The sequence below is a fragment of the Pedobacter sp. AJM genome (assembly GCF_002197755.1).
Taxonomy (GTDB): Bacteria; Bacteroidota; Bacteroidia; order Sphingobacteriales; family Sphingobacteriaceae; genus Pedobacter.
Genome location: NZ_NHOT01000001.1, coordinates 448,761 through 463,048 on the forward strand (window position 1 = coordinate 448,761; position 14,288 = coordinate 463,048).

Here is a 14,288-nt window from a genome sequence, read left to right on the forward strand (position 1 = left end):
TAACTATTTTGCGAAAAAAATGAGATTGAAAGATACTTTCATTCAACTGCCAAACTAATCATACACAGACTTTTAATTATGTATAAAGCCTTAAGAAATGATGATAAGTATTAATAACTGATCAACTAATCTTATCAAAAGAAATGCCCTTTTCCAACTTATTCAGGTGAGTTTTCAGAATAGCATTTTCTGGCTTTTCCAGTTTTGGATCAGCTTCAAAAATTTCGATTACGGTATTTCTGGCTTCGGCTAATATAACTTGATCGGTTGCCAGATCAGCCAGTTTCAGATCGAGTACGCCACTTTGCTGCGTACCGGTAATATCACCAGGTCCCCGAAGTTGTAAATCAATTTCTGAAATTTCGAAACCATTATTGGTTCTCACCATGGTTTCCAACCTGACCTTACCTTCTTTACTGAGTTTATTACCACTCATTAAAATACAGAAAGATTGCTCCGCACCGCGTCCTACACGGCCACGCAACTGATGCAACTGAGAAAGCCCGAAGCGCTCCGCATTTTCAATTACCATAACCGATGCATTTGGTACATTCACACCTACTTCGATAACTGTAGTAGCGACCATGATCTGACTTTTACCCTCAATAAATTGCTGCATCTCAAATTGCTTGTCGGCATTGGGCATTTGCCCGTGTACAATGCTAATCTGGTAATCCGGACGCGGAAACTGATAACTTAATTGCTCGATCCCGGCTTCCAGATGTAACAAATCAAGTTTTTCACTTTCTTTAATCAGCGGGTAAACAATATATACCTGCCGGCCCTTTGCAATCTCCTGCTTCATAAATCCAAACATGCGGAGCCGCTGCCCTTCAAACAAATGCCTTGTTTCTATAGGTTTTCTACCCGCCGGAAGCTCGTCAATAATCGAAACATCCAGGTCGCCGTATAAGGTCATGGCCAGCGTACGCGGTATAGGCGTAGCCGTCATCACTAAAATATGTGGTGGGATAACATTCTTACGCCAAAGTTTAGCGCGTTGTTCTACCCCGAAACGATGCTGCTCATCAATCACCACTAAGCCTAAATTACTGAACTTAACCTTGTCTTCAATTAAAGCATGTGTACCAATTAAGATATCAATTTCGCCATTTTCCAGCTGCTCATGTAGAATGGTTCGCTCTTTCTTTCTGGTATTTCCGGTGAGGATAGCCACCTTAACCAGATCATCTGTTACCAGTTCGGTAACAGATGCATAATGCTGACGGGCGAGGATTTCTGTTGGCGCCATCATACAGGCCTGATAACCATTATCATTTGCCAGAAGCATGCTCATCAGTGCAACAGCGGTTTTTCCGCTGCCCACATCGCCCTGAACAAGCCGGTTCATCTGAACGGCCCTTTGCGTATCTAAGCGAATCTCTTTAACTACTCTTTTTTGCGCATTGGTAAGTTCAAAAGGCAAAAACTCTTTATAAAACCGGTTTACCTTTTCTCCAACTTTATCAAAACGGGCACCCTTAAATTTCAACTGCCGAAGTTGCTTATTATGCAATAACTGGAGCTGGATAAAAAATAATTCCTCAAACTTTAACCGCCTTTCCGCATCATTTAATTCCTGCTGGTTTTTGGGGAAATGGATATTCAGCAATGCCCTTTTTTTATCAGTCAGTTGATATTTATCGATGATATATGCCGGTAAGTTTTCCTGAACCTGAGGGATCACCTGATCCAGCAGTCCGGCAATCAGCCTTTGGATACCTTTAGAGTCAAGTGTGAATTTTTTGAGCTTTTCCGTAGAGTGATAAACGGGTTGTAAAGTCAGATTGCCTCTTCCGGCAGGTTTATGCTGATACAGCTCCATTTCGGGATGCGAAATGCTGAATGTTCCATTGAAGAGAGTTGGCTTGCCGAAAGCAACATAAGCTGTACCCACTATAATATTTTCATCTACCCATTTTAAACTCTGAAACCAAACCAGTTCCATAATCCCGGTTTCATCTTTAAAGGCTGCCACAATCCGTTTGGCCCGTTTATCACCAATTACCTTTTTATGAATCACCCGACCAATAATCTGAATATAGGATGAGTCGGGGCTAAGCTGATTGATTTTAAAATACTTGGTACGGTCAATGTAGCGAAAAGGATAGTGCGACAGCATGTCCCGAAAAGTAAACAGACCCAGGTCTTTTTTCAAAACATCTGCCCGACTAGGCCCTACGCCTTTTATAAACTCAACAGGTGTATCTAAAATCGGATTCGACAAAACTTTTATACTTTTTTAGCCATCATGCCCTTTAACAAATGTGCATTAAAAATAACAATCGATAAGAGTAAAAGCAAATAGGCAAAGAGCTGGTGAACATCAATATCTTCTTTAAAATAAGCAAATGCCACAGCAAACGCAACGATGGGATTAAGATAGATTAAAATACCAAGCGCAGACGATGGCATCCCCACAAGTGCATAGGCATTCAAAAACAGCGGGATAATGGTAAATACGATTGCAATAAGAAAGATATGTAACCAAAAAGATGTTGCAACCGGAAAAGGAGCTGAACTTGTGAAATATAGCGGTAAAATGATCAGACCTGATAAGATCAGCTGGATGCCTAATAAATTAAACTTATCTACATCCTTAATCACTTTCAGCAAGATAATATAAAAGACATAAAATGAGGCAATTAATATGGCCCATAAAACTTCATGAACAGAGCCTGTTGCCAACAGGATGATGCTGATCAGCGCAACTCCAAGTGCAATCACCTTAATTCTGCTGAGTTGCTCCTTTAGCAGGATAAAACCACAAAGTGCTGTAATAAGCGGGCAAACCATATAGGCAAATGCGGCTGCCTTTAAGCTTACGCTGTTTACTGCATAAATATAAGTAAACCAATTACCGGTAATGAGCACAGCAGAAAGAACGGTCAAGAGTAATAATCTGCGTTGTTTAGCAGATGGCAGCGCTTTGAAATGCAAGTAATCTTTTTGCAGGTTTTCTCGTCTAAAAAGTAAAATACTGGCCCATACTACAATGACAGATACAAATATCCTGTAGTATAAGATTTCCTGCGGAGGAAATGCTTTCAGGTTGCGAAGTGGAATAGACATTGTTCCCCATATGATATAAGGAACAATACCTGCTATAAAAAATCTGCTTTTGCCTTTTTCCAATTATCCTGCGATGGCAATGACTGAGATTTCTACATTTACATTTTTAGGCAATACCGATACCTGTACCGTTTCACGCGCAGGAAAATCTGCTGTAAAATATTGACCATAAATTTCGTTTACCTGTGCAAAGGTACCCATATCACTTAAGAAGATGGTTGATTTAACTACATGATCGAAAGTTAATCCTGCTTCTAATAAAACAGCTTTAAGATTCCGCATGACCTGATGGGTTTCCTCCTCCATATTTCCAATGTTTAATTCACCGTTTTCAGGGTTAATGGCAACCTGGCCGGAAACAAAGAGAAAGTTTCCTGCTTTTACGGCCTGGCTGTATGGCCCGATTGGTGCAGGCGCATTAGTTGTGGTAATAATTTGTTTCATAAAATAGATTTATTTAGCAAGCCATTGTATAAGCTTGTAGATGATCCCTGCAAGAAAGATGATAATGGCCAATGCATTAATAAAATGCATAATCCTGATGTTAATATTATCAGGTCGGTTTGGATCTTTTTTACGGAAGAAGTACATCACACAAACTTAATTAAAAAGCCTAACATCAAAAACTAAAAGGCACAAAAAAAGTCCCGATGCAAATCGGGACTTTTTTTTAAACTTTATATTGAAAGACTAGTTTCTAGCTGTTTCAACACGACGGTTTTGGATACGACCTTCTTCAGTATCGTTAGAAGCAATTGGATTAGCTTCGCCTAAACCTTTAGTAGCAACTTGACTAGCGTTAACACCAGAGTTTACTAAGTAAGTTTTAACAGAATTTGCTCTGTCTTTAGATAACTTCATGTTATATGCAGCAGTACCTTCGCTTGAAGCGTAACCGTTTACAGTTACTTTACCACCGTTTTCACGTAACACTGAAGATAATTTATCTAAAGTTGGATAAGATTCAGTTTTTAATACAGATGAGTTAAAATCGAAACCGATTTTTTCGAAACCTGTTACGTTAGTGTTAGTTGAATCAGCAGTGAATTTAGGAAGTGGACATCCTGAACCATCAACAGCAGTACCTGCAGGAGTTCCTGGGCATTTGTCGAATTGATCAGCAACACCATCACCATCAGTATCTTTTTTCAAATCTTCAACAGATTTTTCTACGTTAGATACACGGTTTTTCAATGCTTCAACTTCTTGACGTAAAGTTGGATCTTTTAATTCATCATACATTGTAGCTAATGGGTTAGACCACTCTAAGCTTGGTTTTGCAGAAGAACCTAAAGAGAACTCTAAACCAGCATAACCGTAAGAGAATTTATCTTTAGTAGTACCTTTTGCATAAACTCCATCAAAGTTATCAGCGTCAACAAAGTTCATTGTGTAACCTAAGTTAAAGTTAACACGCTCAGAAACTTTGAATTTAACACCGGCACCAACTGGAATGTAGAAACCTTTTACATAGTCTTTAGCTTCGTGTCTGTCACCTACTGGACCGATAGCATTACCTTTCCAGTCAATAGTTTGACCACCTGTAGTTACTTTTGGAGCATAAGCTAAATAACCAGCACCAGCTGTTAAGAAGAAACCTACTGAATTCTCACGACGTAAGAAATCGATAGAACCTAAGTTAACCACACCACGTAAATCAACAGCATATTGTAACTGAGTTTCAAAATCACTAGCAGTTGAAGCTACTGGACCTGCAGTTGCATCATTTGAACCAGAAACTTTACCACGTACACCAGCTAATTCTAATGCGAAAGAGTGACCTAATTGTTTACGGATATTTAAACCATAACCTAAGTTAACGTCCCATTTGTTAAAGTCATTCGAACCACCAATGGCAACAACCGGAGCTAATACACCAGCGTTAACACCAATTGACCAAGTTCTGTACTGTCCTCTTCCACCAAATACCTTGGTAGAAGAAGTAGTTGCAGGAGCATCCTGAGCGACAGCAAGAGAAGCAACTCCTGTTAATGCCACTAAAGAAAGTGCAACACTTTTCTTTAAAGTAGAATAATTCATAATCTTTTTTCTTTTTTAAGGGTTAAACAATTTAATTGATTAATTTTTTGTAATCGCAAAATTAAACAAATTTTTAAATTTTCAAACATTTACACAAACTCCGTTCCAAACTTCAGGAGAAATAGGGATTTTATTACATTTGATCTCTTTACAATTCTTAATGCACCATTTATGAAATATCCACAAATTGATCAGTCGCTTTTCATTTTAAACAGGAAAAACTTTATCAAACAACTAAAAGACAATTCATTAGCTATATTTAATGCCAATGATGAATTCCCCAGAAGTGGCGATCAGAACTTTATCTTTAAACAAAATCCCGACTTATTTTATTTATCAGGAATCGATCAGGAGCAAACTATACTACTCATTTATCCTGATTGTCCTAATCCTTTGTATAGAGAAGTCCTGTTTTTAAGACAGACCAACGATCACATCAAAGTTTGGGAAGGCTATAAATATACCAAAGAACAGGCTAAATCGGCATCAGGCATCACCAATATTTACTGGCTGGAAGATTTTGATAATATATTGCACAGCATTGTACATTATGCAGACCATATTTATCTTAATTCTAATGAAAATGATCGCTATGCCCATACGGTGCCACATCGTGACCTGAGGTTTATTGATCAAATGCGTTCTAAATATCCTTTACATCGCTACGAACGATCCGCACCGATTATGCGTCATTTACGGGCCGTTAAATCTGATGTGGAAATTGAACTGACTAAAAAGGCCTGTGCCATAACAAGGGATGCCTTTATTAAAGTATTAAAGTTTACGAAGCCCGGCGTAAAAGAATATGAAATAGAAGCAGAAATCATTCATGAATTTATTCGCCAGGGAGCAACAGGACATGCCTATACGCCTATTATTGCATCGGGGCATAATGCCAACATCCTGCACTATAATGATAATAACCAAACCTGCAATGCAGGCGATGTCATTCTTTTTGATTTTGGTGCGGAGTATGCCAACTATAACGCAGATATGAGCCGGTCAATTCCGGTTAGCGGACGTTTCACAGCGCGGCAGAAAGAAGTTTACAATGCGGTATTACAGGTGATGAAAGCAGCCACCAACTTATTAACTGCCGGTACCGTATGGAATACCTATCATGAAGAAGTGGGCGAACTGATGACAGAACACTTAATTAATTTAAAATTAATCTCTGCCGGTGATGTTAAAAATCAAAATCCCGCTTACCCGGCCTACAAAAAATACTTTATGCATGGAACCTCCCATCACCTGGGTATAGATGTTCATGATTTTGCTGGCAGATACACCCCATTTGCTGATGGAAACATTTTAACTGTTGAACCCGGAATTTATATTCCCGAAGAAGGATTAGGCATTCGTCTGGAAAATAACATCCTAATAACAGCAAATGGCAATATTGACTTAATGGCTGACATCCCGCTGGAAGCGGAAGAAATTGAAGATATCATGAACAGTTAAGCTGGTATATCCAATATGACTCATGAAGCTGTCCAACGAGATTAAAAATTAAAAAGCAAAAAAAAGATCCTGACGCGAATCAGGATCTTTTTTTTATGCTAATTAAGTTTCTAACTACTGTGCCGGAAAGCTAAAGTTAAATGTACCCTGACCGGTTACACCAGACATGTAAACCATTCCATTTCTGGTTTGAGGCAAGGCTTTCTGAACATCGGTCACGCTGTTTACAGCTTGTCCGTTTACTTTAGTAATGATTAAGCCTTTCTCTACACCAATGTTATCAAATGCTTTTCCCGTAGTAACCGAAGTAACAACTACCCCGCTATTAATGCCCAGTTTAGATTTCTGAGCCGGAGTTGCAGGTGCAAACGTTGCGCCCAGTTTTGATACCTCTACAGATTTTGTTGCAGCAGTATTGGCATTAGGGTTTATACTCGACTCCCCTTTTAAGGTTACCGTATAGTCTTTTAGTGAACCATCTCTCAATACCGTTAATTTAACTTTATCACCCGGATTCAGACGACCAACCCTTTCCTGTAAATCAGGAGAATCATTGATTACAATACCATCAACCTTTTTAATTACATCACCAGGTTTTAAACCAGCAGCCTCTGCAGCACCTTTTGCTACCACATCGTTTACATATAGGCCGCTAACTTCGCTCGTTTTGATACCTTCTGGTTTATCATCACCGCTAAGCGGAACGAAGTTTACACCTATATAACCACGTTTAACCGAACCATACTTCATAAAATCATCTACAATTTTACGTGCCAGGTTAACCGGAATAGCAAAACCATAACCCTGGTTGTAACCACTTTGAGAGGCAATTGCAGAATTGATACCTACCAGTTCACCATTAGTATTCACCAATGCCCCGCCACTGTTACCCGGATTAATGGCTGCATCAGTTTGAATAAAGGACTCAATACTGGTGTTTGCCGGACGTTCTGGCCTTTTACCTGTACGCTGATATTCCCTGTATTCTTCTTCAGTAATCTCGTTTCCCTGTTGTTCTCTTCCTATGATACCAATACTACGGTTTTTTGCACTTACAATACCGGCTGTTACTGTCGTCTGTAAATCCAGTGGGAAACCAACGGCCAAAACCCACTCACCCACCTGAACATTATCAGAATTACCCATTTTAACAACAGGCAAACCAGTAGCGTTTACCTTGATTAATGCTAAATCTGTATTCGGATCGCGACCAATCACCTTTGCCTCAACTTTACGCCGATCGGTTAAAACCACCTCCACTTTCTCTGCATTTTCAACCACGTGATTGTTCGTAACGATGTAACCGTCCTGACTGATAATTACACCTGATCCTGAAGCGGCTCTGGGTTGACGCTGCATCTGACGGCCACCACCGCCAAAGAAATCTTCCATCATATCAAACGGCGAAGAACTTCCCTCACTTTTGCCGGAGGCTGAATAGGTGGTCTTAATGTGAACCACACCCGGAGCAACCGCTGCGGCAGCCTGCGTAAAATCAGTAGCACCGGCCGAAGTGACCTTAAGCGGATTGTTTGCAAAATATAGATTCTGTTTTTCTGAAATCGTATTTCCGGTTTGGTTACGCTCAAATAGCTTATAACCTCCAATTGCTGCTGCCCCACCTATAAAAGCAGCTAACACGGTAATGCCTAATATTTTTTTCATGTGTTTATATATTGTTTTTAATGGCCATGAAGCTATCAAAAGCTGCCTTCTGAATCCTATCCAAAAGCTTTTAATGGTTTCATGAGTGTGTATATTGTTTCTTACTCCTCACAACTGATTATAAGTTCCATTGCCGGCAAATTGTTTGGTTTACCTATAACCACTTGTGCTTTAATGTTTGACAAGAGCGCTGTATTTTCTTTGTTTAAGCAGAACGCTCCAGCAGTTATTTATCTGCCTAAATTTTCTTTTGTAAGTTTATTCAAATTTAATACCATATCAACGATATTTGCATCACTAAAGCATTGACATCGGTGTTAAAAAATGTTAAAATGATTTACACCAGATTACTTTTAGCATCTGCAACTCAAATATTGCATTAAAAAATGAAGATCCAATGAAAATTAATTTCTTTAAATATCAGGGTGCCGGAAACGATTTTATTTTAATTAACCATACGGACAGTCCTTTAAAAAATATTGATAACGACCTGATTAAACAGCTTTGCCACCGCAGATTTGGTATTGGGGCAGATGGGTTAATGTTTATAACAAAGCACGATGATTATGATTTTGAAATGCACTACTTCAATGCGGATGGCCAATTGGGAAGTATGTGTGGCAATGGCGGAAGATGTATCGTAGCTTTTGCTAAACACCTGGGGATCATCAATAAGGAAACTAACTTTTTGGCAGTGGATGGTCCGCATTATGCCAGAATTTCAGAAAGCGGCGCGTGGATTGATCTTCAAATGATTGATGTAGAGATGATCATGCGTGATGGTGATGCCTATGTTTTGAATACCGGATCCCCACATTTTGTGAAAATACAGGAAAATCTAAAAAATTTCGATGTATTTAATGAAGGTAGAAATATTCGCTACAATGAAATTTATAGCGAGAAGGGCATCAATATAAATTTTGTAGAAGATTTTGGCAATTACTTGTTTGTTCGTACTTATGAGCGTGGCGTAGAAGATGAAACGTATGCCTGTGGCACTGGTGTAACTGCCGTAGCCATGGCTATGGCCAAACATAAAAATCAGCGCGGACATATTGAAACCAACATTAAAGTTTTAGGTGGAGATATTAAAATCGACTTCGATTATGATGGACAAAAATTTACGAACGTATTTTTATGTGGTCCGGCAAAATTGGTTTTTGAAGGAGAAACAGATCAATCAATATAAATTAATCACTTTTAAACTGATGATGCTGAGGTGGTCAGATCAGTACCTTATTCTTTTACCGGATTGACCATAAATAATCAAATTATTACATGAATAAATAAGTGTGTACAATATACACTATTGTAGTGTATATTGGTGGCCAATTCAGCTACATGATTCGCTGGGAAATCATAAAATATACACTATTTAACATCTGTCTCAACATAATTACACAGCATTTATTTAAGTTCAAATAATGACTTAAACAGGCTTCTGACAGCGATTTAGACCAATCAGAAACAGATTTAGGCTCAAAAATAAATCAATCGATTGATTAAATGACAGAAATTGGACAGATTTATTCTTTTTTAGGCGCTATTTTTGGGCATCAGTTGCAAATTCAAAATCTATATTTTGACAAAGCTTCAACCCGGAAATTTAATATTAAACACACACACGAATACTCCATGAGAAAAGGAACAACTCTCTTCTTCAGTTTGAGCATGGGAATGCTTTTGGCATCCTGCGGAAATAATGATGATGCCAAAAAAGCAGCTGCGGCTGCAGCGGCCGGCCCTCAGGCCTATCCTGTTTTTGCCGTTAAATCGCAAACTACAGAATTAAACTCTGATTACCCCGCAACAATCGAAGGCATTCAGAATATTGATATCCGCCCTAAGGTTGATGGTTTTATTGATAAAATATTGGTTGATGAAGGCGCTGTGGTTAAAAAGGGCCAGTTGCTTTTTACGATCATGGCACCACAATATGAACAGGAAGTTAGAACAGCGAGAGCTGCCATCAGCAGTGCAGAAGCGGATGTACATGCCGCTCAATTGCAGGTGAACAAAACTAAACCGCTGGTCGAAAAAGATATCATCAGTAAATATGACCTAGATGCTGCTCAACTGACACTTCAAAGCAGAAAAGCAGCTTTAGCACAGGCAAGAGCTACCTTAGCAAACGCACAGGTAAACTTAGGCTATACATCCATTACCAGTCCTGTTAATGGGATCGTAGGTAGCATTCCATTTAGAAATGGAAGCTTAGTAAGCAGCTCCAGCACAGAACCCTTGACAACCATTGCCAACACATCCAAAGTTTATGCCTACTTTTCTTTAAATGAGAAACAGCTATTAGATTTCTCTAAAACTTATAAGGGAAATACCCTGGCCCAACAAATGGCGAATATCCCGGCAGTAAGCCTGGTATTGGCTGATGGAACAGTTTACGCTCAAAATGGTAAAATTGAATCCATTAATAGTCAGATTAATACCAATACAGGTTCGGCCAGCTTAAGAGCAACTTTCCCCAACCCGATCGCCTTATTAAAATCCGGTGGAAGTGCATCGGTAAGGATTCCTCAGAAAGTAGAAAATGCCATTTTAGTTCCTCAGAAATCAACTATTGATTTGCAGGGTAAAAAATTCGTGTATGTTTTAGGCGATTCAGCTAAAATTGTCAGCACCGAAATTCAGATCATGGATTTAGCGAAAGATAAATTTTATGTGGTAACCAAAGGACTAAAGGCCGGAGATAAAATCGTACTGGAAGGTTTCCAATCGTTAAAAGACGGCGTTAAAATTAAACCACAGGAAACAAGTGCCGATTCAGTTTACGCGGAGATTAAGTAATAGTAATATCATCAGTGCAATCACACGATCATCAGTGTAATCAATATTAATTATGTTTAAGAAATTCATAGAAAGGCCGGTTTTATCAACGGTTATATCCATTATCATCGTTATTCTCGGTGTTTTAGGTTTAGCTACCCTACCGGTTTCACAATATCCCGAAATTGCGCCACCAACGGTGCAGGTTTCCACGTCATATCAGGGCGCAAATGCCGACGTGGTGATGAACAGCGTGGTTGTGCCGCTGGAAGAACAAATCAATGGAGTGGAAGACATGACTTACATGACTTCGACCGCAAGTAATGATGGAACAGCAGCCATTACCATCAACTTTAAACTGGGAACCAACCCCGATCTGGCTGCAGTAAACGTTCAAAACAGGGTGGCGCGCGCCACCAGTTTACTACCTGCAGAGGTTACAAAATCTGGTGTAATTACGGCCAAAAGACAGGCCAGTAACGTATTGATCTTTGGTCTTTATAGTGATGACCCATCTTATGATCAAAAATTCTTGCAAAATTATGCCAACATCAATATCATCCCGCAAATTAAGCGTATTAATGGTGTAGGTGATGCAAGTGCCTTCGGAACGCTTGATTATACCATGCGCCTTTGGTTAAAGCCTGATGTGATGGCTACTTATGGTTTAGTGCCAAGTGACGTGAATACGGCCCTTGCAGATCAGAACGTGGAGGCTGCTCCAGGCCAGTTTGGAGAGCAGGGCGATCAGGCATTTCAATATACCTTAAAATATACCGGCAGGTTAAAAGATGAAGCGCAGTTTGGTAACATCATTATCAAAACAGCAGCTAACGGACAAATCCTTCGGTTAAAAGATATTGCCCGAATTGAGTTAGGTGCACAAAGCTATGCCAGTGCGGTGAATTTTAATGGTAAGCCGGCATTGGGTATCGCCATTAATCAAACGGCAGGTTCAAATGCAAAAGAAGTAATCGAAAACTCTATTAAAACGCTGGATGAAGCCCAAAAATCTTTTCCAAAAGGCGTTCATTATTCAACACTGGTAAACGTTAATGACTTCTTAGATGCATCAATCGAAAAGGTTATTCATACTTTAATCGAAGCATTTATCCTCGTATTCCTGGTTGTATTTATTTTCTTACAGGATTTCCGTTCAACCTTAATACCGGCAATCAGTGTTCCGGTAGCAATTATTGGTACCTTCTTTTTCTTAAGTCTATTCGGTTTTACGATTAACTTATTAACCTTATTTGCCCTCGTACTCGCCATTGGTATTGTGGTGGATGATGCGATTGTGGTAGTGGAAGCGGTGCATGCTAAACTGGATGAGGGTTATACCGATGCCAAAAAAGCAACCATAGATGCGATGGACGACATCAGTGGTGCGATTATTTCGATCACTTTAGTTATGGCCGCGGTATTTATCCCGGTGAGTTTTATCCAGGGATCTTCAGGTGTATTTTATAAACAGTTCGGTTTAACACTTGCGATCTCAATTATCTTATCTGCAATCAATGCATTAACCTTAAGTCCGGCGTTATGTGCGTTATTTTTAAAACCCCATGCGGATGACCACGGAAAAAAGAAAAACTTTTTAGAGCGTTTTTATGCTGCATTTAACACTTCATTTGATGCCGTAACCAATAAGTATAAAAAATCTGTTAGCTTCCTTTCCCATAAAAAATGGATTGTAGGTTTAGGTATTTTATTATTTACAGGAATTTTGGTTTGGACCATGAATACCACACCAAAAGGTTTCGTACCGAATGAAGATTTGGGAACGATCATGTCTGATATCTCTCTACCTGCAGGTACATCGCAGGAGGAAACCAATGTTGTAATTGCAAAAATTGACAGCATTGCACATGGAATTCCTGAAATCAAAAATACATTAAGGGTTGTTGGCCGGAGTATGATCAGTGGTTCTGGCAGTTCTTATGGTATGGTAATTTCCAGATTATCTCCATGGGATGAACGTAAAGGCCGCGATGTAAAAGTGATTATTGGCGAGCTATTTGCCAAAACCGCGAATATTAAAGGTGCAAAAATTATCTTCTTTGCCCCGCCAACCATTCAAGGTTTCGGAACAAGTGGTGGTTTTGAATTCCAGCTGCAGGATAAAACCGGTGGAGACATCAAAAAATTCAATGATATTGGTAATGGATTCTTGGCAGCTTTAAGTAAAAGACCAGAAGTTCAATATGCTTCAACGTCATTTAACCCTAATTTTCCTCAATATCAAATTGATGTAAATGTGGCAAAAGTGAAACAAGCCGGCTTAACCGTTGCCGATGTTCTGGGTGTGATGCAAGGTTATTATGGTGGGGTTTATGCCTCTAACTTTAATAAGTTTGGTAAACAATTCAGGGTAATGTATCAGGCAGATGCGCAGTATCGTTCCAATGAGCAAACCTTGACCCGAATCTTCGTCCGTAATGGAAGCGGACAAATGGCGCCGGTATCTGAATTTATTACGCTAACTAAGGTATATGGCCCACAAGCCATTTCACGTTTCAACTTATTCACTTCGATTTCAGTTACGGGTAATCCAAATGCTGGTTTTAGTTCCGGAGATGCCTTAAAAGCAGTACAGGAAGTTGCAGCGCAAACATTACCTGCTGGCTATGGATATGAATTTTCAGGTCTGTCACGCGAGGAAATTAGCGGTGGAAGCCAGACGGTATTTATCTTCTTACTTTGTATTATCTTCGTTTACTTCCTGTTGGCGGCCCAATATGAAAGTTATATTTTACCTTTAGCGGTACTAATTTCTCTTCCTATCGGTTTAGCTGGTGTATTTATTTTTGATAAGATTTTCGGTGTAGATAATAACATCTATACACAAATCACCCTCATCATGCTGGTTGGTTTATTAGCCAAGAACGCCATTCTGATTGTGGAGTATGCAGTGGATAGACGGAAAAAAGGCATGAGTATTGTTAATGCGGCCATAGATGGTGCTACAGCCCGTTTACGCCCGATTTTGATGACCTCTTTTGCATTTATCCTGGGTTTATTACCATTGATGCTTTCTTCAGGTGTTGGTGCATCCGGTAACAAATCAATCGGTACCGGCGCGGTAGGCGGTATGCTGATCGGAACATTATTCGGTGTATTTGTCATCCCGGCATTATTTATTGTTTTCCAAAGTTTACAGGAACGAATCAGCGATAAATCTCCCTTTGAAGAAGGAATTGAAAAGGAGCAAACACCAGAAGAATACGAATTGGCGACCAGTCAAAACAAACATTAATTTTTAAGAAAAA

General features: G+C 39.4%; 10 protein-coding genes. 4 read left to right on the forward strand and 6 right to left on the reverse strand.

Annotated elements, in window-relative coordinates:
- Positions 1-121 precede the first annotated feature (121 nt).
- From recG to CBW18_RS01855, 5 genes are all read right to left on the reverse strand, one after another.
- Positions 122-2,227 (reverse strand): ATP-dependent DNA helicase RecG, encoded by a 2,106-nt coding sequence (recG, locus tag CBW18_RS01840; protein ID WP_088299544.1) that lies wholly within the window; start codon positions 2,225-2,227, stop codon positions 122-124.
- Between the two features lie 5 nt (positions 2,228-2,232).
- On the reverse strand, positions 2,233-3,135 hold the full coding sequence (locus tag CBW18_RS01845) for an EamA family transporter (RefSeq protein WP_088299545.1): 903 nt from the start codon (positions 3,133-3,135) through the stop codon (positions 2,233-2,235).
- Entirely contained in the window at positions 3,136-3,516 is a 381-nt protein-coding gene (locus tag CBW18_RS01850) for a RidA family protein (RefSeq protein WP_088299546.1), read from the reverse strand.
- Between the two features lie 9 nt (positions 3,517-3,525).
- Complete coding sequence (locus CBW18_RS21795; protein WP_308424134.1) at positions 3,526-3,663, reverse strand: DUF6728 family protein; 138 nt, start codon at positions 3,661-3,663, stop codon at positions 3,526-3,528.
- A 99-nt stretch (positions 3,664-3,762) separates the two neighbouring features.
- On the reverse strand, positions 3,763-5,112 hold the full coding sequence (locus CBW18_RS01855) for an OmpA family protein (protein ID WP_088299547.1): 1,350 nt from the start codon (positions 5,110-5,112) through the stop codon (positions 3,763-3,765).
- Between the two features lie 171 nt (positions 5,113-5,283).
- Between CBW18_RS01855 and CBW18_RS01860 the strand changes: the two genes are divergently transcribed.
- Positions 5,284-6,573: an aminopeptidase P family protein gene (locus CBW18_RS01860; protein ID WP_088299548.1), complete on the forward strand. Its 1,290-nt coding sequence runs from the start codon at positions 5,284-5,286 to the stop codon at positions 6,571-6,573.
- 114 nt (positions 6,574-6,687) lie between these two features.
- Here the strand turns inward: CBW18_RS01860 and CBW18_RS01865 are convergent, their stop codons facing one another.
- Positions 6,688-8,238, reverse strand: a complete 1,551-nt coding sequence (locus CBW18_RS01865; protein WP_172406417.1) for a trypsin-like peptidase domain-containing protein — start codon at positions 8,236-8,238, stop codon at positions 6,688-6,690.
- Positions 8,239-8,635: 397 nt separating this feature from the next.
- Between CBW18_RS01865 and dapF the strand changes: the two genes are divergently transcribed.
- The 3 genes from dapF (at position 8,636) to CBW18_RS01885 (ending at position 14,275) form a co-directional block, all read left to right on the forward strand.
- Positions 8,636-9,427: a diaminopimelate epimerase gene (gene dapF / locus CBW18_RS01875; RefSeq protein WP_088299550.1), complete on the forward strand. Its 792-nt coding sequence runs from the start codon at positions 8,636-8,638 to the stop codon at positions 9,425-9,427.
- A 317-nt stretch (positions 9,428-9,744) separates the two neighbouring features.
- The gene (locus tag CBW18_RS01880) at positions 9,745-11,040 is read left to right on the forward strand and encodes an efflux RND transporter periplasmic adaptor subunit (RefSeq protein ID WP_253248934.1); all 1,296 of its coding nucleotides are present in this window, start codon (positions 9,745-9,747) and stop codon (positions 11,038-11,040) included.
- A gap of 52 nt (positions 11,041-11,092) precedes the next feature.
- Positions 11,093-14,275 carry an efflux RND transporter permease subunit gene (locus tag CBW18_RS01885; protein WP_088299551.1) on the forward strand — a complete coding sequence of 1,061 codons (3,183 nt, stop codon included), beginning with the start codon at positions 11,093-11,095 and terminating at the stop codon, positions 14,273-14,275.
- Positions 14,276-14,288 lie beyond the last annotated feature (13 nt).

Coding starts and splice junctions, on each gene's coding strand:
- CBW18_RS01850 (WP_088299546.1), bottom strand. CDS start 3,516: ATGAAACAAATTATTACCACAACTAATGCGCCTGCACCAATCGGGCCA.
- CBW18_RS21795 (WP_308424134.1), bottom strand. CDS start 3,663: ATGTACTTCTTCCGTAAAAAAGATCCAAACCGACCTGATAATATTAAC.
- CBW18_RS01855 (WP_088299547.1), bottom strand. CDS start 5,112: ATGAATTATTCTACTTTAAAGAAAAGTGTTGCACTTTCTTTAGTGGCA.
- CBW18_RS01860 (WP_088299548.1), top strand. CDS start 5,284: ATGAAATATCCACAAATTGATCAGTCGCTTTTCATTTTAAACAGGAAA.
- CBW18_RS01865 (WP_172406417.1), bottom strand. CDS start 8,238: ATGAAAAAAATATTAGGCATTACCGTGTTAGCTGCTTTTATAGGTGGG.
- dapF (WP_088299550.1), top strand. CDS start 8,636: ATGAAAATTAATTTCTTTAAATATCAGGGTGCCGGAAACGATTTTATT.
- CBW18_RS01880 (WP_253248934.1), top strand. CDS start 9,745: ATGACAGAAATTGGACAGATTTATTCTTTTTTAGGCGCTATTTTTGGG.
- CBW18_RS01885 (WP_088299551.1), top strand. CDS start 11,093: ATGTTTAAGAAATTCATAGAAAGGCCGGTTTTATCAACGGTTATATCC.